Source organism: Mangrovimonas yunxiaonensis, assembly GCF_000733475.1.
GTDB lineage: Bacteria > Bacteroidota > Bacteroidia > Flavobacteriales > Flavobacteriaceae > Mangrovimonas > Mangrovimonas yunxiaonensis.
In genome coordinates this window covers 1-18835 of record NZ_JPFK01000005.1, presented here as the reverse complement: position 1 = coordinate 18835, position 18835 = coordinate 1, and the positions used below count along the sequence as shown (strand labels likewise).

Here is an 18835-nt window from a genome sequence, read left to right as displayed (position 1 = left end):
AAGATAGCAAATTGCAATGAATTCCGATTAGGAATTCAGCCGCAATGAGCTATACACGGTGTTGCCACACGTTTTTATTTATTCCGTAACAAATACATTTTTCGTATTCGGGATATTCTTTCAATTTCGGATGTTTAAATTCTCCGATTTTTTCCATTCCAATTTTTTTCATCACGTTTTCTGATTTAGAATTTTTCTCTGTACACGTTGATATGATTTTTTCTAAATTCAGCTCACTAAATGCAAATTCAAGACATTTTTTAGCACCTTCGGTTGCATATCCTTTTCCCCAAGCACTTTTTTTTAATCGCCATCCAATGTCAACGGCAGGCGTGAAGTCCGTTTTATAATCTTGAAATGCCAAACCAATAAATCCGATTAGTTCTCCACTCTCCAAAATTTCCGTTGCGAAGTAATTGAATCCATTTTTTGTATAGTGTTTTTTAAGTCGGTCAATAAATTCCGATGTTTCTTTTTCCGTCAGTGGCTTTGGGAAATGTTCCATTACTTCCAAATCCGCATTTATTTTCGCAAATTCGGTCAAATCAGTTTCGCTCCAATTGCGAAATCCAAGTCTTTCAGATTTAAAAATGTATTCTTTTTTCAATTTCAGCGTAATTTTCTCAAATGTGTGGCAACGGGTGTGGCTATGGTTTGTTGCGGGGGAAAAGGGTTAAGTTTTTTCCGCCGTGGACGAAAGATAACAAATATCCCGGAATATCGGACAAAAAATGACGTAGCAATGAACTATAGCCGTTGTTGCCTGCTGTGGTTTATATCCGTAAGTTTTGGGTCTGAGTGATGTCAGCGCAAAGCTTGGAAGTTCTTTTATTCTTTTTCAGCGTGCTGCTTGCGTTTTGCTTGCGAACAGCTAAGAAGTCCTTTTATTTTGTTTTTAATCCGCTTTTTTTTGTCCGCGTAAGGATGCTCAAAATCGCTTCCGCGATTTTTTTAACGCCATTGCTGGCAACGGTTTTGTGTATGGCTCGTTGCGGGAAATCCGCGAGGATTTTCCGCCGTAGCACGAAGATAGCAAATTGCAATGAATTCCGATTAGGAATTCAGCCGCAATGAGCTATACACGTTGTTGTGTGTAGTTTTTGTTTTTAAAATTCAGAGCGAACATTATTATAATTTTCTAATACTTTTAAAACTTTTTCTGGTTCGATTCCTCCAAAACAAGATAAATGTAATTTGTTATTCGTTCTTTTTAATTCCATTTCCAAAATCATATCACAATTCATTAAAGGTCTCAATTCACTCCATTGATGAGCAATAACTGAAATTGGACTATATCCTATAATTCCCCAAGTTTGAATACCACTAAATCTGGGTAAGTATTCTATTCTCTTTATTTCTCTGTAAAGTTGCTCAACAGTTAATTCTTTTAAAGTGATTGATTTTGTGTGAGGTGCATCAATATCGTCGCTAATGTGAACACTGTCACGAGTTAAAATAATTTCAGTCATTAATTCAGTTCAGTTTTGGCATTGTTTTCCGAATTTGTTTTACTCGTCCGTTTTTGATTCCCATTTGAGTAAGTAAATCAACATATTCAGTAAATTGCTTGTTAAATTTTTTATATTCAGTCGGATTTTCAATGTGAATTTCCCAAAGCGCTCCAGCTCCACCAAATAATTCTCGGCTAATCACGAGTCTTTTAAATTCCGATTCATCTTTATTGTCAGCAGCGAGTCGAATTTGAGACAAATGGTCCACATAAAATCCAAGTCCGTTATCAATTAGAATTTGTCCGAGTAAATCCGATTTCAAAGTCAGTTCCGAAACATTTTTATCCGAGAAGTCAATCGGTATTTTTTTCTTTTTTAGAAAGTCAAATAGTCCCATTAAATGTCCATTCAGTTCGGTTTTTGTCTTGTCCTGAAATAGGTTGACCATTTTTGGATGTATTTTAAATGGTTAAAAATTCCAGTTTGTTATTATTTTTCCGATACGATTTGTAGTCTATATTTTGTTTTAAGTGGGCCATTTTAGGTGTGCTTAAATTGAGACTCCAATGCGTTCTAAAATTGTTGTATGTAAATATAGCTTTTTTAGTCATTTTTTGAGCTAGATTAGTGTTTTTAATGGTTTGTTTTAATCCATATTCATACTTAAGAGTTTTGTTAATACGTTCGGCCACGGCGTTTTCGTAAGGGTCGTACTGCTCAGTCATGCTTATAGTTAGGTTGTTTTTCTCGGCAAACTGCGTGTAAGCAGGATTACAATATTGGATGCCTCTATCCGAATGATGGATGAGTTTTTCATTAGGATACTTCCTGTTATTTAAAGCCATTTTAAGCGCATTTAAGCATAGTTCTGTCCTCATGTGGTTACTTAGTTGGTATCCCATGATTTGTTTAGAGTATGCATCTGTTACCAAGGCCAGATAGTTGTGTCCTTTTTCGGTTTTGATATATGTTATATCTGTTACCCAAAGTTGTTCAGCTCTGGTAGGTAGTTTATCTTTCACCAGGTTCTTGTATTTAAAGAAATGATGTTTAGAATTGGTTGTGATATGATAATTTTTATTTCTCTTAACCAGTAGGTTATGGTTCTTGAGGAATATTAAAAACTTATCTCTTCCCATTTTTATGTTCTGATTTTTCATGTCTTTTTTTAGGTGGTCATAAAGTTTTTTACCACCAGTTTGTTGTCCTATTTTATTACGACATTGTTTGACTAGTTGTAATAAGATTTGTTCGTTAATCTGCTTGTTTTTATAAGATTTTAAGCGTTTATAAAAGGCTTGTTTGGATATCCCAAAACATGTAGTTAACCATTTTCTTTTAAACGGTTTTGTTTCTTTTTCTCTATCTCGTCTGCTAATGTTTTGGGCAATGACTTTTTTGACATATCCACGCCTGTAATGAGTTCCATGTCAGCTATGATGTCCTGTTGGAAGTCCTTTACGAACTCCAGTTCTTCAATCTTTTCTTTAAGTTTTTTGATCTCGTCTTTTTTGCTCATTCCTAATTTCTTTTGCTCTAAGGTACTGTATTTTTTTATCCAATACTGAATAGAGCTTCTAGAAACCTGATATTTTTTAGCTGCATAATTGACAGAGATCTGTCCGTTATGAATTTGGTCAATGATTAAAAGTTTGAGTTCAAACCCTACTTTTTGATAGGCTTTTTTTTGGCAGGATGATTTTGATTGTTGTTCCATATGTTGACTAATTTTAAATGATTTTTTAGTCAACCTATTTCAGGACGATGCCTTTTCTCAAATTACACACAACGGTCTCGTATAACCGTCAGTTACGGGATTAAAGTTAATGATTTTCGGTTAAAAACTGACGTTAGCAATTCCGAGTGGATTCGGACGTAGTCGAATCCGCCGTAATTGCGGTTATACATTGTTGTGCATAGTTGTTTTTTACGTATCAAGTGAAATTTCATTCCAATCAAATTCTTTGTAAACTGTATATTCCAATGCTTTTCTTCTTTCCATTATTATGTCTAAATCAACTTTGTTCGATTGTTTTCCAGTCAAATTGTTATTTCGAGCGAACCAATGAGCACGATAGAACTTGTCCAACATTTCAAATATTTCTACTTGATTTCTCAATTTGAATTCAGATATAAATTTTTCCGCTGGTTCATTTTTCGCAATGTTCGGAATTAAAGAAGCAAGTGAATCTTCCACGCCAGTATTTAAAGTCAGATTATTGTGAAGTCCGCCAATCCAAGCAAAAGTCCAAATGGCTTCTACAAACCAATAAATATCTATTTGAGTCTGTTCGGGTAATTCCGAATATTCCGTTTCCAAATATTCTAATTCTTCTTCGTTGAGATAGTCCATAAGTCCATTTTCCTCAAGCCACTTTTTTATTATGTCTTTTGGTGCTTGAAGGTGTAACTGAAATAATGCAGTTAGAACCATTATTCTACGAGCAATTTCTTCTGGTTCTCTAAATTCAGGATTGTCCAAATAAGGTAAATGTTCAATCACCTCAATTCCGTTCGAACGCAATTGCTTTGTATTCTTATCCTTTATTTTTTCTGGTTTAATTTTCTTTTGAAACCACATTTTTTTTCAATTATGCACAACGGTTTGGCTATGGTTTGTTGCGGGGGAAAAGGGTTAAGATTTTTCCGCCGTGGACGAAAGATAACAAATATCCCGGAATATCGGGCAAAAAATGACGTAGCAATGAACTATAGCCGTTGTTGCCTGCTGTGGTTTATATCCGTAAGTTTTGAGTCTGAGTGATGTCAGCGCAAAGCTTGGAAGTCCTTTTATTCTTTTTTCAGCGTACTGCTTGCGTTTTGCTTGCGAACAGCTAGGAAGTTCTTTTATTTTGTTTTTAATCCGCTTTTTTGTCCGCGTAAAGAAGCTCAAAATCGCTTCCGCGATTTTTTTGACGCCATTGCTGGCAACGGTCTTGTATATGAAAAGTAGCGGATTTTCAGCACTAATTTTTCAATTTAACAAAGACCTTAATTTATCCATTTACTTTCGGTTAAGCGATTAAACCGCTATTTTTTATATACGTTGTTGTACGCTGGCTTTATTCCGTTCAGATTGTCATTCAGCGTTGGCGTGAAAGCTCTTTTAAATTTGTGAGGCACGAGCAAACTTTAAATGTGCTTGAACTAGCTTTGGCTAATTTCCTAACTCCGTTTTTAGTCCATCTAAATTGTCTTTGTGTTTAATTAAATCAGCTCTAATTTTCTGACAAAATTCTTGATTAAAATCAAGTCCGTCTTTTCTATCTCTAAAATACTGTCTGCCTTCTTCACTTATTAATTCAGCGTGAGCAAATTTATTTCGAATCACAATAATTTCTTTTTCATAATCAGTCATTATTGCTTTAATTTCTCCGTTATCTAAGTTCCTTACAATTGCTCGCCATCTATGAGAAGCTCCAATAATTCTTAGAATATTATCAATATCATTTTCTTTATCAATATTCTTATTGAATTTATCATTAGACTCTTTGTACTTCGTTTTGATTACATTAATTATAGTCTCAGGTTCTTTAGACTCGTCGATAATCTTTTTGAGGATAATTTCCATTTCAACGTCCAGACTGCTCGTTTCCTGCATAATCATACCTCTCATTGCAACTATGTCCTGAAACTTTTTAATTGTGAGTTCTATAAGATTAATTGTGGCTCTTAAAACTTCATCCCTATGGTCGCCCAACAACGTGTTAGTTTCCAAAAAACTAACTCTGCTTATTTTGTCCGTATCTTTCAAATCCGCTTTTGCAGTATAAAAAAGCACTTCAGTCATTACAGAGTAATCTTGACTACGTATTTTCTTTATCACTTCATCACCATTTATATCATTTAGGTGATAATCCGTTAAAATTAAATCGAATGAATTGTCTAGAACTTTAAAAAAGTCCTCAGACTTAGAAACAGTTGTGATTTTAGGGCGAAAACCTTGGGTAACAAGAAAACTCTCAACTTCTTCTATTATTTCATCTTCGATAAAATCGTTGATTTGGTCATCTAACCACAATATTTTGTAATCTATTTTCATCCTAAAATAATTTTAATAATTGTTCCCTTTTTTTCTTGCGACTCAATTTCAATTTTCCCTTTCAGACTGTTTTTTACTAAATCATTTACCTGATAAAGTCCAATTCCTGAACCACTTGTCGTTGTATATCCCAAATCATAAACTTTGGTAAGATTTTTTTCAGGAATACCCTTCCCATTATCTTCGAATGATATAACAAGATTATCTTTCCTTTTATTGAAACCTATTTTGACTTCAGAGGCATTGGCTTTCTCTGAATTAGATATTAGATTGTCAATGATGGTTGTAATCTCCAATGGTCTTAATTCTCTAACAAATTCTTTTTTGTAATTATCATTGATGATAATATTCATTGAGGTATCAATTACTTTGTCTTCTAAAAGGTATAATTCCTTTATATAATCAATAATAAAATCAACCAAATCAGTTTCGATTTCTGAGGCTTTAAGATTGAAGTTAGCTTTTGTTACAAAGTTTGCTATTGAATTTATTTTTGAAGCTTCAAGAGAAATCGTTTTAATGTACTTTTTCGTTTTAGTGTCTAAGTTCTCAGACCCAAGATGTTTAATTAATAACTTTAAGTTTCTTGTTACCCTACTTGACGAATGGTAAATCTGATGTTGCAATCCAACGATTCTTTCCTTATCGGTTCCAATTAGAGCACCTTGAAAAGCACCTTTTTTCTTTTCAGTTTCTAAATTAGTTTCTAATTCCTCATTTTTAATAAGAGAGTCTAAGGCTTCTTCACCAGCTTCTTCAGTTGTTTTCTTAAGTTCATCAAGGTTTTTTTCAATTTTTGAGATGCTCTCTACAATTGCATCTTTGTCATATTCATCGCTTTGAAGCTGTTTTTTTATTTTGGTTAAGGTGTTTTTAGTTGATTTTTCTTGTTTTTCATCTATTATCTCAAAAATCTCTGGTGCTACTTCAAACGATAAAATATTTTTTGACTTTGTAAGGCTTTCGATTAATTTTTCAATTGCTTCTTGTTGTCTTTCATTATCTAATTTTATGTAGTCTTCGTTGGATAATTCATTTCCCCAGTCAGTTATATCAATTATATACTTCTCTAGTTTCCTTATGGATGAATAAACCCAATCAACTAATTCAAAATATGTTTTAGTCTTAATTAACCCATCGCCTCTACTTGATGTCTCTTTTAATTCTTCGTTAGGTTCCGAAATAGATATATATCCTAAAACATCTCTAGTACCTAAATATCTACTATGTCCTTGTGCTTTTCTATTATCCATTTTGAAAGGGTCTTCACCTCTCTCACCGTATGGATAAATTCGTAAACCATTTTTATAAACAAAAACGTGTCCATAGTCCACAGCTCTTGTTCCCATTCTTCTTGTAAAAGTAGCTTTGGCAGACCTATTCAAATGGTAAATTTGAATGGCAACATTATTTAGATGTTCATAGCTATTTGACTCAATTATTTTATAGACAAGTTTACCTCCTTCGGTTAATTCTGTAGTTATTTTTCCATCGTAAATTGAACTAACAATTTTTGTTGTTTTGATTTCTAGAGTCTCAAAAATTAAGTTCTGTATTTTACCATTTACTGTGTTTTGATAATCACTTTCTTTTTTGTCGTTTTCAATCTCGTCAGGAACTATTAATTCTATTGTAAATTCATCACCTTCAATTTTGGTATTCGGATTTATGAGTTTAGCTAGTGCATCTTTAAGACTAAGGAATTTATCTTTATCCCAATCACTTTTTAGGTTCGAGATTTCCAGAACAGTTCCGTGTTCTATATCATAGTTGCTATTAGGAATAGTTTCGTGAAGAACACTAATGTTTACAAACTCTTCTTTTAGATTACCTTCGAACTTATCCCATTCTGTGAGTAAAGTTTCAACTTTTGGATTTTCCTCATCCTTAATTGTTTCAAGATATAACTCTCCTCCAAGTCTATCACAAGAAAATCTACCAATCCCTTTAGCACCAGCATAAGCTCTTTGTACTTTTATTTTATCTCGATAATCGTAACTATCTTCTTCTGTTCCTTCTTTCTTTGCTGAGTAAGCTACAAAAAGCCATTTATTAATTAAATCGTCAAAATTCATCCCTTTACCATTATCTTTTATTATGATTTTGGCATTGTCAGAATAAATATCTTCAAATGTTATTTCAACTTTCGTAGCGTGAGCATCATAAGAGTTTTTAACTAACTCAAAAACAGCAATGAAATCATCACTAATTAAGTCGCTACCTATGATGTTCTTTAATGCAGAACTTATCTTGAACTGTAAAGGCTTTTTCTGCATTAAGAAATAAGTTGTTTTAAAATTAGACCTGCTTGTTCGCCAAATAAAGGTGGAATTGCATTTCCAATTTGTGAATATCTGGGCACTTCTTGTGTCCTCCTTTTGCCTCCAGTTGTGTATTTACCTTTGAACTCGTATGTGTCTGGGAATGATTGGATTCTTGCGTATTCTCTAACAGTCATTATTCTCGGTTCGCAATAATGGATGTAATCGTCTGGTAATGTTGTTATTGTTGGTGTTGGTTTATTTGCTTCTAAAATTTTTGTACTACTTTTTTTAAGTTGAAATCTTTCTCTATAAGCAGCACTAGTTAGTTTTTCATCCAGAGCAATTTGAAATCTATTTTTAATTGTTTCTGTGTGTTTAGCAAACCTATGACTATCAACTCTACTGTTTTTTCTTTTGTACTTACGAATGTATTTTTGGTATTTTGAGGCTGGTTTTCCATATACACCTTCTTTAAAGTTAGGTGTTTCTGAATCAATTTCTCCGTTTGCTTGAAGCAAGTCTGAGATGGCATTTTCTAAACTTGGATTTATTGATAAGTTCTTACTTATTAAAAAAGATTCTTTATTGTTTTCTATACCTTCAAAGAAGCTATCCTTATTTAGATTTGGACTTTGGTTTAAAAAATCATTTTGAATCCCTACAAGAATAAATCTGGTTCTTTTTTGCGGAACGCCAAACTTTGAAAAGTCAATCAATTGGCCTTTTACACTATATCCTAAGCTTTCTAATTCCTCAACTACATATTTTGAGTAAGCTTTTCCTTTTTTCTCATTGTTTTTGAAGCCTAAAGTGAAACCCTTGACGTTTTCAAAAAATATCAATTTTGGTCTTACATACTCAATGAATTTGATGTATGAATTAATTAAATCATTTCTAGAATCATTTTCAATTCTTCGTCCAGCCATTGAAAAACCTTGACAAGGTGGTCCTCCAGCTACTAAATCGATTTCATTTCTTAAATTAATTAGATTTTCTGAATTGTTTTCAAGTACTTCATTGATATCGTGGTTCTTTTGCTCTAACCACTTTGGCCAATCAAAGTGCTTTTTCTTTTTAATTAGGTTATGTTCTAGAGTTTTAAAGGCATCTTCACTTTTTTCAATTGCAAATGCTCCTTTCCATCCTGCATTATGCAATCCAAGTGAAAGTCCTCCGCAACCAGAGAATAAATCAATGTATGTTTTAGGATTACTCATTTAGCTTGCTTCTTTAGTTGAGTTTAATAATTCTCTAATATCAATATCAAGCACATTAGCTATTCTTAAAAGGTTTTCAAGTGAAGGTTGTCTAGCATTTGTACACCATTGAGAAATGGTTGATTCATCTTTTCCGATTTGTTCAGCCAACCATTTGTTTTTTCTTCTTGTCTCAGCTAGAGCTACTTTAATCCTGTTGATTTCCACTTTAGCCAATTTCTTTGTGTTTTACGCAAATATATTAACTTAATCGGAATAATATTTACTTTTTCGCTGATTATTTTCGGGTGGCGGTGGGGAAGTGAAAGCTCTTTTTATTTTGTGAGGTACGAGCAAAATAAAATGTGCTTGAACGTGTGGTGGCTCATTTTTCAGCTTGCGTACAACGGTCTCGTATAACCGTCAGTTACGGGTTAAATGTTAATGATTTTCGGTTTGGAGCTGACGTTAGCAATTCCGAGTGGATTCGGACGCAGTCGAATCCGCCGTAATTGCGGTTATACATTGTTGGCAACTGTTTTTTTATTCTTTTTTATTTTCAACAATCTTAAATTCCATATAGAAATTTTCAAAATCAGAAAGATTTTTATCAAAAGTATCCTGTGTGCAAACTAATTGTATTCTATAACATATTCCATTTTTGTAAATAAAATACTTTTTTGATTTATGGTCAAAACTTGGAATTTTTGAGGTAGTAATAACTTCCCTTGAAAATTCAGAGTCCTCTTGTAAAATATCCGTTTTTAATAGAAAGGGTTGCCATTTTTGTTTTTCGTGATTTATTAGTTCATTTATGTTTTTAATTTCACTGTTTCGCCAAGCGTAAATTTCGATAGAATTCTGAATCTCATTTTCTTTTGATTCAGAAATAACTTTAGGAAGAGTCCATTCCACAATAGAAAAGTTCTGAATGGTATCATTTTTAATTTCTCCAGCTAAATTCCAATCTGATGGTATTTTTGCTTGATATGAATAAGTGAAATTTTCATAAGTAGATTGTGCGCAAGATTGTAAACTCACAGTTAATGTGATAATAAAAATCAAAAGTAATTTGTTCATTAGCATTGTAAGTTTAAATTGTTGCCAACGGGTTTGTGTAACAGGCGTTGCGGCGTTAGGTAGCTAAGTTAGCTAAAAAATAACAACATTTCGCATTTGCGAGGATTTTCCGAAAGGAAAATCAGTAGCAATGCGTGTTACACGTTGTTAGCTGTTTTAGTGCCACGTACAGATAGTCACGTGCTGGAATCCGTATGATTTTTATTTTAAGGTTTGAGTGGTGTCAGCGCAAAGCTTGGAAGTTCTTTTATTCTTTTTCAGCGCACTGCTTGCGTTTTGCTTGCGATTAGTTATGAAGTTCTTTTAGTTTTGTTTAGAATCCGTCACGTTTTAAAATCCGCGTAGTGTTACGTTTTTCATATCAGTTTTTTGTCCGCGTAAGGATGCTCAAAATCGCTTCCGCGATTTTTTCGGCACTATTACAGCTAACGGTCTTGTATATGAAAAGTAGCGGATTTTAGGCACTAACTTTTCGGATTTTCACTGACCTTAAATTTATAAAATTCATTTCTGTTTAAGCACTAAAACCGCTATTTTTTATATACGTTGTTGTGTTTTCGTACTTTTTTTCCGCAAACTTGCTAGCGTTGGCAAAGACATACTCTTTTGCAATTTTTGGCTTGTGTAGTGGCTGTAGCGAATTGCAAATGTGTATGGCTTTTAGCGTTGGCTTATTTCAGATATATTTCGTCTTTCACATAACTTGCGTTTAACCAAAAACAATGCTTTGTATATTCAGTCAATCCTGTTAATTTATCTGCGACAGGTAATTCATAAGTATCTGCTGCATTTCTTGCGTGTGGTCTAACGTGACTTATTCTGTTTTCAGTTTTCTTTGGAAAATAAGTTTTTCTTACACCTTTTTCAGTTACTTCTTTTACGATTTCTCCACTTGCAACTGTCTTTACCATTTCTTGCCAAACATTTTTGGCTTCAACAATATCAGAGTAAGGCATATTCCAAAATTTCACTTTTCTTAAAATCAGATTTTCTCCCTCAAATTGATAAAACACAAAGAAAAATTTGCTTTCCAAAATGTTCTTAAAATCTGAATCTTCCCAATCTGTTTCTACAAGTTCTTGATATTCAAATGTTGGAAACGAAATGTCTTCTTTTGGTAAATCATTTTCTTTAAGTCGGATAGTTTTTACTTGAATATCGGCTTTTTCAAATTCCTCAATTTTTTGACCGAGTTGAAGTCCAAGAATTGCATTTGTAAGATTTGCAAAATAGCTTTTGGCATTTTGATTTAATTCTAAACCCAATTCTTTCTCTATTTGTTCTGCTGATTTGCCATAAAATGGATGAAATTTTAAAATTACTATTTCCTCAATAGATCGTACTTTGTCTAAAATTTCAGGTCGTTCAATTATTTTTCCATAAACAGCAGTTTCTTCTTGAGCAATGTTTGCAATTATGTGATTTACATATCCTTGTTTTAAAGAATATGCTCTTTGTTTTGCTTGTTCTTTATTAAATGGTTGATCTCTGAACGATTTTAGAGCAGTTGAACCTTTTGTACAAGCTCCAAGATAGAATGTATCTCCTTCTGATAATTCGTGAGCTTTTCCATCTTTAATTTTTTGATTTATTAATTCCCAATCTTGTTTAATGATTTTTAAATCTTCATTGGGATATTGCCAACCGTCAACTAATTTTATTAAGTAATCAAGTAAATCTAAATCTCTATCGTGAAGATAAAATACCAAAAGCAAATGTGCATTTTTCTTCCAAAACGAACTTGTTTCAAATTCTTCTTTATGAACTTCTAAATAGTTGATTATGTTTAAGACGAGCCTTTCTTTTGAACGATATTCTCCGTTTTTGAGAGTCTTTAAAGGGCTTGTTTTTAATTCAAGACCTGCTTCCAAAAAATCGGGTTCTGCATCAGAATTTGGTTCGTAACCAAAATAGAATTTCTCTAATATTTGACCAAAATTTCCTTTTCCTTTGTAACCGTGTTTTTCTATTTCTGAACCGCAGGCTTGTCTTAAAGTTTGGTTTTTAAGTTGTTTTGCAAATTCAATAATTGAATCAGCTGAAGTTATATCAAGCATATTCAAATTGGTTTATCTGTTTGTAAAGTTCTTCTCCAATTTTTTCAATTACGCCAACAACTAAAGCATTTCCCATAAAGAACGCTCGCTTTGTGTCTGTAATTCCTTCCAATTTGGTATGATTATCTGGAAACATATTTAGTCTTTCTAACTCAATTGGTGTCAATCTTCTTAAACCTCTATCAGAAACAATTACGTGTTTAAATCTTGAAGGTGATTTTCCACCTTCTCCTGTTATAATAGTTCTTGAAGCATTGTCTAAAGCATCTGGGTAAATCATTCCACCTTCTGAATATTTGTAAACAAAACCATCTGGTGATTTCCTTTCAATTGTTTTTGCACCTTTCAAATATTCCCATTTGTCTTTGTCTTTTTCGTCAATGAAAAATTCAGATGTAACTTCTCCATTTTGCAAAACGTCTGCTAAAACAGTTTTCTTTCCATCATAATTTGGCTCTGTTTTAGTTGTGTACACTTTACCTTTTATAAGTAAACCTGTATTTTGAAAAGGCGATAATTTCCCGTTTTTATTGAAATTGTTAGTTATTTCTACTAAATCTCCTTTCAACTCAACTTCTTGAATTGAATTCGTTTTTGCTACTGGAAAAGCACTTGCAATCGTTCCTTCTTCTGTGAGCCAATCAATTTTATTTGACTTTTGAAGTCTTTTGTAAACGTCTGTTGATTTATGATAGCCAATAAAGAAAACTCTACGTCTTCTTTGTGGCATTCCATATTCAGCTGCATTTATAACTCGCCATTCTACTGCGTATCCCAAATCGTTTAAACTTTGTAACATAACTGCAAAATCACGACCTCTTTGTTTTGCTGGCGACTTTAAAAGTCGATCAACGTTTTCTAAAAACAGATATTTTGGTTTGTTTTTTTTGTTCTCTAAAATTTTATGAATTGACCACCAAAGAACACCTTTTTTACCTTTTAAGCCTTTTGAATTATGTAATGTAGTTGCAACAGAATAATCTTGACAAGGAAAACCACCAACTAATAAATCGTGATCTGGAATTTCTTCTACATTTCTTGTTACTACTTCGTTTATATCTTCGTTAGAATGATTTTCTTTTCCAAAACGAGCTTCGTAAACCATTGATGCGTGTTGCATTTTGGTTGAAGGTTCCCATTGATTACTCCAAACAACTTCGTAATTGCTTTTTTCAAGTCCAAGACGAAATCCTCCAACTCCTGCAAATAATTCTGCAACTTTCATTTTCTTATTTTCCATTTTCTTGAGCTTTATAATAGTTAATTTTTTCTTCTGCTACTTTCAGAATCTCGGAAGTAGATTCTGTGTATTTTAATTCTTCCGCAATTTTTTCAGAGTACCAATTTATGATTAGTTCACTTTCGGGAAGTCCGTAAAACTTTGCAAGTCTTACGATTTGTTCCATTGTCGGTTTTCTTTCGTTTTTCTCGAATTTGCTAATGAGAGATTGGTCAATATCTACTTCAGCCGCAACTTTTCGCAGTATCAATTCTTTTTCCTCTCTGGCACATTTTAAAGTGTCGCCTAATGTTTTCATTGGTCAAAATAGTTTTAGACAAATATTGTCCAAATTTATAAAAACATTTTGGATTTCCAACTTTTAATTCGGATTATTTCGAGCGTTGGGAAATTTTAGCTCTTTTGGTTTTTAGAGCGTTGGAAATTAGCGTTGGCAAAAACCAAAAGTGCTAAAATATGCGGCTGGTAGTATGAAACACAACGGTCTCGTATAACCGTCAGTTACGGATTTAAAGTTAATAATTTTCGGTTAAGCACAGACGTTAGCAATTCCGAGTGGATTCGGACGTAGTCGAATCCGCCGTAATTGCGGTTATACATTGTTGGCAATAGTTATTTTTCCAATTTATTAGTTGTGGCTACTTCTCTGTGTAATTTCCATTTTCCATCGCTCTTGTCCTTTTTTAGTATGGCCAAGAAAGTATCCTCAATTTCTATCGGTTCACCTTGTTCATTGGTATAATAAACAGAGCTTGTTCCAAAGTCATACGCTATACTATCACTTACAATAATTGTTTCTTTAGGTTTCATAATCAAACTGTCGTAACTAAAAGAGCCCACAGGTTCATTTCGTAGGCGTTTATATTCTTCCCAAGTCCCACAAATAGGTGTTAATGATATGATATCTTTAGTACCATAATTCCTTAAATCAGCATAGCGTTTTTCTTTAATTGCCAATTGAAAGCCTGCGCGAGTTTCCTCAATCGATGCTAATTCGGCTTGAATATCTATTTTGGTTTCATCCATCGATTTTATTTCCGTTTGCTTGTTTTTTTCGTTACAAGAAATAAGAAATATTGTCACTAAAAGAAGTGTTAAATTTTTCATTTTATTTTGGATTTACGGTTACTTTCTAATTATTGCCAACGGTCTCGTATAACCGTCAGTTACGGGTTTAAAGTTAATGATTTTCGATTAAGCACTGACGTTAGCAATTCCGAGTGGATTCGGACGTAGTCGAATCCGCCGTAATTGCGGTTATACATTGTTGCCAGTAGTACTTTTTAGCACGTTTTCTAATTAGTTAGTTGTCGAATTCAGATTTCCATTCCATCAACAAGTTTTTTAATTCCGTTGTTCGTTTTTCATTTAATTCAGTCATACAAAGATTGTAAAAAGCGAAACCTCCTTGGGCAGCATCTCTACTTTCGTATTCAGCTATTTTGCATTTTCCCTCGCAATAATTTTTCCACCCGTTCTGGCTTTGAATCAGATAAGTCTTATAATTTTGAGTGTCAGAAGTTTCGATACTGTCGAGAAACTCAACAGCTTCTTTATATATTTTTTCAAGTTCTGATTTTGATTCAGTCAATTTTTTTGCAATATCTGCTCTAACTTCAATTGTGCTTTTTGATTGGTTGTCAATTGTGTCCGATTGAGCTTTACAATGATTAAAAATCAAAAGCATTGGAATTAGTAAAATCAGATTTGAATATTTAAACATTTGAGTGATTTTTTGTATTACTGGCAACGGCTCGTATAACCGTCAGTTACGGGTTAAATTAGCGATTATTTTCGGTTTAGCACAAGCCTAAGCAATTCCGAGTGGATTCGGACGCAGTCGAATCCGCCGTAATTGCGGTTATACATTGTTGTACACCGTTATTTATATTTTCTTTTAGCAACAAGATATTCCTTTCCATTTACTGTTTTATATTTTTTAGTCCAAAGCCCTTTTTTATTGTACTTATACCTAAAATATTCAAATTCATATTTCGCTGGACCGCCAATCATTATTATCGGAAACTCTTGTTTGGGTTCATATTCTCTGTGAATTTCAATCACATTATTTTGGTTATCATATTTATAATGTGTTGTAGCCTTTTCTTTAACAATTTTTCCGTTCGAATCTTCGTAAGTACTGAATTGTGTTGATTTAATGATATTTCCTTTTTTATCATATTCCATCAATTCTTTAAAAGGCCACGCTTTGAAATCAGATTCCTCAATTCTTTCAATCAGTTTAGGTTTTCCCAATTCGTTGAAGTCAGAATATTTTTCCGTCATTCCAAAATCAAATTTCTTTCTTACAAGCAATGAGTCATTATATTCCAATTTAAGGTTTGAAATATCGTTTATCTGTCCTTCGTTGATATCAAAGGTATTTGTTTCACGTTCTACATTTCCAAATCTGTCGTATTCAAATTCCGTTCGGCTTCGTAGTTCATTTTTCCAATAATTTTCTTGTACTGAAACAAGTCCGTTTTTAAGATGAAATTTAGTACTCCATTTTCCCATTTCTATGTTTTTCTCAACATAGAACTTATAATTTTTCAATAATTCAGATTCGCTATTTTGAGCAAAAGAATTATTAAAAATCAGAAGGATAATTATACTTGCAAGAAAGTTTTTCATAATGGTGTACAACGGTCTCGTATAAGAATAGTAGCGGATTTTACTCACTTACTTTTCGGTTAAACACAGACCTTTTTTATATTTACTTACTTTCGTTTTGGCGATTAAACCGCTATTATTTTTATACAATGTTGGCAAACGTTATTTTTTAAAAGCCGCCCGGTTCCGCCCCGGGACTTTCCGTTTAGTTACGGACGTGCTATCTAATTACACCACAGTTGGCTTTTAAATACCCTGAAGGCAATCAAACGACTGCCCGCCACCTCGACCTCCCCAAATTGAAATAAAAAATGAAATTTGTGGAGAGTCAGGGAGTTGCTTCTTTAAGAAGGCTGCCTTTGAGCACCTTCTAATATTTTCAAAGTTTTAGGGTTCATTCTTTCAAAATTTTCATTACGCCATTCAATCTTTTCTGATTTTATATCTTCGGAACTTTCTTTGCCATAAACATATTTAGTTCCATTTTCAATTATTCCAAATAGTCGAGTATTCTTAATTCTGTATAGACCTACAATTTGAGGTAAGCCTCCTGTTCTTTTATCTTTTATAGTCTTTAAAGTTTGGTCTAAACAATGATAAACAGCACGACTTGTTCTAAAATCATTGTGTTTTTCCTCATTCCATTTAAGCCATTTTTTGTCGAATTCTGAACTTCCCGAACCACCACTAAAAACTTTTGTCGAAATTCTAGGTAATTCTATTTCTTGGTTTTTCAATCCGTCATTTTTATTATATGTGGTTTTATAAAGTCTAAAATCTTTTTCAACTCTTGTTGCGTGTAAAATTGTAAAGGTATTCCCGAGAAATTTTTTAGGATATAATTCCAAAGAGGAAGATATAAAACTGTTAACCTTTTCATTTTTACGTTCACAGCTATCTTTTTCATCAATTAGAATTCCGTTGTCAATTTGTGGGATTAATTGTCCTAAAACCGTTGAAGGAAATAATACATCTCCACAGAACCCAAAGATTTCAGGAAATTTGATTGAACCAAAAACCTTAATTCCATTATCAAATTTTTCCGAGTTTCCCCAAGTATATCTACTATCGGAAGCAATGTAAATAGAAGAGATTTCTTTTCCATCTTTTTTATCATCAACTCCAATCCAAGATATTATTAGTGTCATTCGGTTCTAATGTTTGCCAACGGTCTTGTGTATGGCTTGTTGCGGGAAATCCGCGAGGATTTTCCACCGAAAACCAAAGATAGCAAAATTGCAATGAATTCCGATTAGGAATTCAGCCGCAATGAGCTATACACGATGTTGTATGCAGTATTTAATTAATTTTTTTCGCCTGTTTTTGAATAAAATTTTTCATCAGTACTAAGACTTCAGGCGCAATAGTCATTTCTATACTATCTATTTCTTTTGGTAATCCAGTTTTTGCTGGTTGTAGCATGTGATTGAGGTTAGACATTAGTTTAGAAGTGACCTCGGTGTTACCAGCTTCTTTAAGAATTTGGTCAATGACTGCCACATTAGGAACACCAGGAACATGTAGATCTAAAGTTCCTCCAATTGATAGTACTGGACATTGAACCAGCTTGAGGTACTCTTCTGGACTTGGTCCTTCCCAGAACTCTTTAAATGATGGTCGGGCATAATACTCTATATAAAAGTAATTGATTTCTTCATTGAGGTCTTCTCCTGTTAGTCCATTCAACTGGGAAAGATTCTTACGGTTTCGAAAGGCCAATTTGTAAATTGAATCGTCTAAGGCCTGTCCGATTTCCATACTTAAAGCCAGGTTAATCATAGAATCGTGAACCTTAGCTTCTCGCAAAATCTGTTCTTCTGAATAACCTCTTGCTTTGGACATTCCTGCTGAGTACAAACTATCCGCCACAGGATAAGGTATTCCTGATGCTCCCAATAGGATTAAAAAATCCAATTCATGTTCCGCTGCAATCATAGGACCTGTATTCCCTCCTTCACTATGTCCTGCAATCCCTGTGGTTTTAAAATCAATATCTTTCCTATTTCTAAGATACTGCACTGCACTCCATCCATCTGAAGCAAAATCATCATAAGTGGCCTCATCAAAATTGCCTTCGGACTCCTTATAACCTCGTTTGTCATAGCGCAGTACGGCTATTCCATTCCTACTCAAATAATCAGCTATGACCAGAAAGGGTTTATGACCATAAACGTTATAATCACGACCATGTTTCCCTGTTCCGTGCATGAGTACTACAGCCGGATAAGATTTGGATTCTGTATTTGGATAGGTGAGTGTTCCTCGAAGAATGATAGAATCCTCAACATTTTTAAACTCTATGTTTTCACTCTTATAAGGAATTGGGGAATCAAGTGGGTTGTTTCGAAAATAAGTAGCAACATCCGATTTTTCTTTTTTTGATTGATTGACACAACTCGCCAAAAAAATCAAAACCATAAAACTCAATATATTTTTCATAAGGTCAAGGTTTGTCTTGTCCTGAAATAGGTTGACCATTTTTGGATGTATTTTAAATGGTTAAAAATTCCAGTTTGTTATTATTTTTCCGATACGATTTGTAGTCTATATTTTGTTTTAAGTGGGCCATTTTAGGTGTGCTTAAATTGAGACTCCAATGCGTTCTAAAATTGTTGTATGTAAATATAGCTTTTTTAGTCATTTTTTGAGCTAGATTAGTGTTTTTAATGGTTTGTTTTAATCCATATTCATACTTAAGAGTTTTGTTAATACGTTCGGCCACGGCGTTTTCGTAAGGGTCGTACTGCTCAGTCATGCTTATAGTTAGGTTGTTTTTCTCGGCAAACTGCGTGTAAGCAGGATTACAATATTGGATGCCTCTATCCGAATGATGGATGAGTTTTTCATTAGGATACTTCCACCAAAGAACACCTTTTTTACCTTTTAAGCCTT

Annotated in this window: 20 protein-coding genes; all 20 read right to left on the bottom strand. The window is 33.4% G+C overall.

Annotated elements, in window-relative coordinates:
* Window positions 1–49: 49 nt before the first annotated feature.
* The gene (locus IA57_RS04145; protein WP_051880981.1) at window positions 50–607 is read right to left on the bottom strand and encodes a GNAT family N-acetyltransferase; all 558 of its coding nucleotides are present in this window, start codon (window positions 605–607) and stop codon (window positions 50–52) included.
* 499 nt (window positions 608–1106) lie between these two features.
* Entirely contained in the window at window positions 1107–1469 is a 363-nt protein-coding gene (locus IA57_RS04140; RefSeq protein WP_036119693.1) for a hypothetical protein, read from the bottom strand.
* Window positions 1470–1473: 4 nt separating this feature from the next.
* Window positions 1474–1899 carry a hypothetical protein gene (locus tag IA57_RS04135; protein WP_036119691.1) on the bottom strand — a complete coding sequence of 142 codons (426 nt, stop codon included), beginning with the start codon at window positions 1897–1899 and terminating at the stop codon, window positions 1474–1476.
* 13 nt (window positions 1900–1912) lie between these two features.
* Window positions 1913–2761, bottom strand: a complete 849-nt coding sequence (locus IA57_RS04130) for an IS3 family transposase (RefSeq protein ID WP_036119613.1) — start codon at window positions 2759–2761, stop codon at window positions 1913–1915.
* A gap of 14 nt (window positions 2762–2775) precedes the next feature.
* Window positions 2776–3168: a helix-turn-helix domain-containing protein gene (locus tag IA57_RS04125; protein ID WP_036119634.1), complete on the bottom strand. Its 393-nt coding sequence runs from the start codon at window positions 3166–3168 to the stop codon at window positions 2776–2778.
* 210 nt (window positions 3169–3378) lie between these two features.
* Complete coding sequence (locus IA57_RS04120; RefSeq protein WP_036119689.1) at window positions 3379–4032, bottom strand: DUF4272 domain-containing protein; 654 nt, start codon at window positions 4030–4032, stop codon at window positions 3379–3381.
* Between the two features lie 576 nt (window positions 4033–4608).
* Entirely contained in the window at window positions 4609–5493 is an 885-nt protein-coding gene (locus IA57_RS04115) for a response regulator (protein WP_036119686.1), read from the bottom strand.
* Complete coding sequence (locus tag IA57_RS04110) at window positions 5490–7769, bottom strand: ATP-binding protein (protein ID WP_036119684.1); 2280 nt, start codon at window positions 7767–7769, stop codon at window positions 5490–5492. The genes IA57_RS04115 and IA57_RS04110 overlap by 4 nt, the downstream gene beginning before the upstream one ends.
* Window positions 7769–8974 (bottom strand): DNA cytosine methyltransferase, encoded by a 1206-nt coding sequence (locus IA57_RS04105; RefSeq protein WP_036119681.1) that lies wholly within the window; start codon window positions 8972–8974, stop codon window positions 7769–7771. Before IA57_RS04105 ends, IA57_RS04110 begins: the two co-directional genes overlap by 1 nt.
* Window positions 8975–9181, bottom strand: coding sequence for a helix-turn-helix transcriptional regulator (locus IA57_RS04100; RefSeq protein ID WP_308418517.1), 207 nt, complete (start codon window positions 9179–9181; stop codon window positions 8975–8977).
* Window positions 9182–9496: 315 nt separating this feature from the next.
* Window positions 9497–10033: a hypothetical protein gene (locus IA57_RS04095; protein ID WP_131505672.1), complete on the bottom strand. Its 537-nt coding sequence runs from the start codon at window positions 10031–10033 to the stop codon at window positions 9497–9499.
* Window positions 10034–10704: 671 nt separating this feature from the next.
* Window positions 10705–12090, bottom strand: coding sequence for a Sau3AI family type II restriction endonuclease (locus tag IA57_RS04090; RefSeq protein WP_036119673.1), 1386 nt, complete (start codon window positions 12088–12090; stop codon window positions 10705–10707).
* Complete coding sequence (locus tag IA57_RS04085; protein ID WP_036119669.1) at window positions 12083–13330, bottom strand: DNA cytosine methyltransferase; 1248 nt, start codon at window positions 13328–13330, stop codon at window positions 12083–12085. Before IA57_RS04085 ends, IA57_RS04090 begins: the two co-directional genes overlap by 8 nt.
* On the bottom strand, window positions 13320–13628 hold the full coding sequence (locus tag IA57_RS04080; RefSeq protein ID WP_036119666.1) for a helix-turn-helix domain-containing protein: 309 nt from the start codon (window positions 13626–13628) through the stop codon (window positions 13320–13322). The genes IA57_RS04085 and IA57_RS04080 overlap by 11 nt, the downstream gene beginning before the upstream one ends.
* A gap of 314 nt (window positions 13629–13942) precedes the next feature.
* Window positions 13943–14437 (bottom strand): Cif family virulence factor, encoded by a 495-nt coding sequence (locus IA57_RS04075; RefSeq protein ID WP_036119663.1) that lies wholly within the window; start codon window positions 14435–14437, stop codon window positions 13943–13945.
* A 196-nt stretch (window positions 14438–14633) separates the two neighbouring features.
* Window positions 14634–15053 carry a lysozyme inhibitor LprI family protein gene (locus tag IA57_RS04070; RefSeq protein WP_036119661.1) on the bottom strand — a complete coding sequence of 140 codons (420 nt, stop codon included), beginning with the start codon at window positions 15051–15053 and terminating at the stop codon, window positions 14634–14636.
* 158 nt (window positions 15054–15211) lie between these two features.
* Window positions 15212–15964, bottom strand: a complete 753-nt coding sequence (locus IA57_RS04065) for a hypothetical protein (protein WP_036119658.1) — start codon at window positions 15962–15964, stop codon at window positions 15212–15214.
* 323 nt (window positions 15965–16287) lie between these two features.
* The gene (locus IA57_RS04060) at window positions 16288–17091 is read right to left on the bottom strand and encodes a hypothetical protein (RefSeq protein ID WP_036119654.1); all 804 of its coding nucleotides are present in this window, start codon (window positions 17089–17091) and stop codon (window positions 16288–16290) included.
* Window positions 17092–17242: 151 nt separating this feature from the next.
* Window positions 17243–18382: an alpha/beta hydrolase family protein gene (locus tag IA57_RS04055; RefSeq protein ID WP_160171683.1), complete on the bottom strand. Its 1140-nt coding sequence runs from the start codon at window positions 18380–18382 to the stop codon at window positions 17243–17245.
* A gap of 52 nt (window positions 18383–18434) precedes the next feature.
* Window positions 18435–18835, bottom strand: a 401-nt coding sequence (locus tag IA57_RS04050; protein ID WP_131505671.1) for an integrase core domain-containing protein, incomplete at its 5' end; no start/stop codon positions are given.

Coding starts and splice junctions, on each gene's coding strand:
- IA57_RS04140 (WP_036119693.1), bottom strand. CDS start 1,469: ATGACTGAAATTATTTTAACTCGTGACAGTGTTCACATTAGCGACGAT.
- IA57_RS04135 (WP_036119691.1), bottom strand. CDS start 1,899: ATGGTCAACCTATTTCAGGACAAGACAAAAACCGAACTGAATGGACAT.
- IA57_RS04125 (WP_036119634.1), bottom strand. CDS start 3,168: ATGGAACAACAATCAAAATCATCCTGCCAAAAAAAAGCCTATCAAAAA.
- IA57_RS04120 (WP_036119689.1), bottom strand. CDS start 4,032: ATGTGGTTTCAAAAGAAAATTAAACCAGAAAAAATAAAGGATAAGAAT.
- IA57_RS04115 (WP_036119686.1), bottom strand. CDS start 5,493: ATGAAAATAGATTACAAAATATTGTGGTTAGATGACCAAATCAACGAT.
- IA57_RS04110 (WP_036119684.1), bottom strand. CDS start 7,769: ATGCAGAAAAAGCCTTTACAGTTCAAGATAAGTTCTGCATTAAAGAAC.
- IA57_RS04105 (WP_036119681.1), bottom strand. CDS start 8,974: ATGAGTAATCCTAAAACATACATTGATTTATTCTCTGGTTGCGGAGGA.
- IA57_RS04095 (WP_131505672.1), bottom strand. CDS start 10,033: ATGAACAAATTACTTTTGATTTTTATTATCACATTAACTGTGAGTTTA.
- IA57_RS04090 (WP_036119673.1), bottom strand. CDS start 12,090: ATGCTTGATATAACTTCAGCTGATTCAATTATTGAATTTGCAAAACAA.
- IA57_RS04085 (WP_036119669.1), bottom strand. CDS start 13,330: ATGGAAAATAAGAAAATGAAAGTTGCAGAATTATTTGCAGGAGTTGGA.
- IA57_RS04080 (WP_036119666.1), bottom strand. CDS start 13,628: ATGAAAACATTAGGCGACACTTTAAAATGTGCCAGAGAGGAAAAAGAA.
- IA57_RS04075 (WP_036119663.1), bottom strand. CDS start 14,437: ATGAAAAATTTAACACTTCTTTTAGTGACAATATTTCTTATTTCTTGT.
- IA57_RS04070 (WP_036119661.1), bottom strand. CDS start 15,053: ATGTTTAAATATTCAAATCTGATTTTACTAATTCCAATGCTTTTGATT.
- IA57_RS04065 (WP_036119658.1), bottom strand. CDS start 15,964: ATGAAAAACTTTCTTGCAAGTATAATTATCCTTCTGATTTTTAATAAT.
- IA57_RS04060 (WP_036119654.1), bottom strand. CDS start 17,091: ATGACACTAATAATATCTTGGATTGGAGTTGATGATAAAAAAGATGGA.
- IA57_RS04055 (WP_160171683.1), bottom strand. CDS start 18,382: ATGAAAAATATATTGAGTTTTATGGTTTTGATTTTTTTGGCGAGTTGT.